Here is a 2,313-nt window from a genome sequence, read left to right on the forward strand (position 1 = left end):
TTACGGCTGATGGTACTGCACGGGAGACTGTGTGGGAGAGTAAGTGGTTGCCAGGTTGAAACTCTTATAACTTATTGTTATAAGAGTTTTTATTTTTGATTTAAAAATAAAAGCTCAGTTTTAACTGAGCTTTTTTTATATTATTTCTTTAATAAATCATGTATAACATTTGTTGCGTCCATAAAAGATGCTATTGATTTATCATGATTTAATCTATGAATAATTCTACCTACAAATTCAGACATATCCACTTCTCTAAACCAAGGTGAATTTTTTAATTCATTAGATATATAAGTTAGATTAGTAGAGTATACTCTTGTTATAGTACCATCGTTAAAATATTTATTGAATTTATCTAACCCTTCGGTGAAGAATGCAAATGTAGCCGCTACATAAACATTTTTAGCATTTCTCTTTTTTAGTTCTGTTGCTATGTCAAGGACAGATTCACCAGATGCTATCATATCATCAACGATTAGAACATCTTGCCCTGCAACATCACGCCCCATATATTCATGTTTAACTATTGGATTTTTACCATTTACTATAGTTGCATGATCTCTTCTTTTATAAAATAAACCTACATCTAATCCTAGTACGCTAGCATAATAAATTGCTCTATCCATAGCACCAGTATCAGGACTAATTACAAGCATATTGTCTTTGTTTATTTCTAAATTTTTTTCTTCAGTAATAAATGTTTTAACAATATCATAAGTTGGATATAAATTTTCAAATGATAATAAAGGTATTGCATTTTGTACATTTGGATCATGACAATCAAAGGTTAAAATTTCTTGTACACCTAGTCTTTCAAGCTCTTGTAAAGCTAATGCACAATCTAAAGATTCTCTTCCTTTACGTCTATGTTGTCTTGAAGCATATAAAAGTGGCATTATAACAGTAATTCTTTTAGCTTTTCCTCTTATAGCAGAAACAGTTCTTTTAATATCTTGAAAGTGTTCATCAGGTCCTTTATGAGTTGTCATTCCAAACATAGTATAAGTGCAACTATAGTTACCAACATCGCATAGAATATAAACATCTTTTCCTCTAATAGTTTCAGATAACTTAATTTTGCCTTCACCGTTAGAAAATCTTATTTCCTCTGTAGAAATAAGAAATGAATTACCTTCGCACCTACGATTTTTTATGTAAGAATCTATTTTCTTACCCAAATCAGAGCAGCTTTCTAAAGCGATAAGGCCTAAATCTCCATTAGTATTAATATTATTCATTTAAATCTCCTTTCATATAGAACAGTTATTAAAATATTAAATATTATCTATTTGCCAATCAATCTCTTTCTTACCTATTTTTTTTAAGAATGAATTAGTTTTAGAAAATGGTTTACTACCAAAAAAGCCTCTATTAGCAGATAAAGGACTAGGATGTACAGATTTAATTATGTAGTGTATAGAATTTGTAATTAATTTTTCTTTTGATATGGCGTTGTTTCCCCATAGAATAAATACGACAGGGTTGTTACGCTTGTTAAGAAGTTCAATAATTTTATCAGTAAATAGATCCCATCCCAAGAATTTGTGAGAGTTAGGTTGAGAAGCTCTAACTGTTAGAGACGTATTTAATAATAGAATTCCTTGATCACTCCATTTTTTTAAATAACCATTGTTAGGAATATAACAGCCTAAATCAGAATTTAGTTCCTTATATATATTTAATAATGAAGGTGGGATCTTTATTCCTTTATTTACTGAAAAACTCAATCCGTGAGCTTGATTAGGACCATGATAGGGATCTTGACCCAAAATTACAACTTTGACATCTGAAAATGATGTATAATGAAGGGCATTAAATATATCATGCATATCAGGATATATTTGATTTCCTCTGTATTCATTTATAAGATTTTCTCTTAATCTTAGATAATAATCCTTATTAAATTCTTCTTGTAATAAGTCGTTCCAATCATTTTTAAAAATAATACTCATTGTTTATCACCTCTGAATATTATAACACTTAAATATTAATAAGAAACATTAATAAATTAAAAAAATATATTAAAATATTTCAATAGGAGAAATGTATATAAGTTGAATAATAAAGAAAACTAATCCTAGTGTGTCTAAATGAATTTGATGTAGAAAAACGAAGAAATATAGAAAAATATAGAGTTAAATTGATTAAATGGAGAAAAGTGATATTTTCAGTAGATTTATTTATGATATTATATTCCTTGTCGTCAGGTGATGACGAGTGAAATTTGGTCTTTGAAAATTAAACAGAGCAAGAAAATATATGACCAGCAATTCTTTATGATTTAAATCATAAGACATACAACAGTAATGAGCT

At 28.3% G+C, this 2,313-nt stretch carries 2 protein-coding genes; both read right to left on the reverse strand.

What is annotated here, in order from left to right; genetic code table 11:
* Positions 1–140 precede the first annotated feature (140 nt).
* Positions 141–1,238, reverse strand: a complete 1,098-nt coding sequence (locus BUB01_RS22550) for a ribose-phosphate pyrophosphokinase (protein ID WP_072993970.1) — start codon at positions 1,236–1,238, stop codon at positions 141–143.
* Positions 1,239–1,274: 36 nt separating this feature from the next.
* Positions 1,275–1,952, reverse strand: coding sequence for a uracil-DNA glycosylase (locus BUB01_RS22555; protein WP_072993973.1), 678 nt, complete (start codon positions 1,950–1,952; stop codon positions 1,275–1,277).
* Between the last annotated feature and the right edge of the window lie 361 nt (positions 1,953–2,313).

The organism is Clostridium cavendishii DSM 21758 (assembly GCF_900141845.1).
In the GTDB taxonomy this organism is placed as follows: Bacteria; Bacillota; Clostridia; order Clostridiales; family Clostridiaceae; genus Clostridium_AG; species Clostridium_AG cavendishii.

Coding starts and splice junctions, on each gene's coding strand:
- BUB01_RS22550 (WP_072993970.1), bottom strand. CDS start 1,238: ATGAATAATATTAATACTAATGGAGATTTAGGCCTTATCGCTTTAGAA.
- BUB01_RS22555 (WP_072993973.1), bottom strand. CDS start 1,952: ATGAGTATTATTTTTAAAAATGATTGGAACGACTTATTACAAGAAGAA.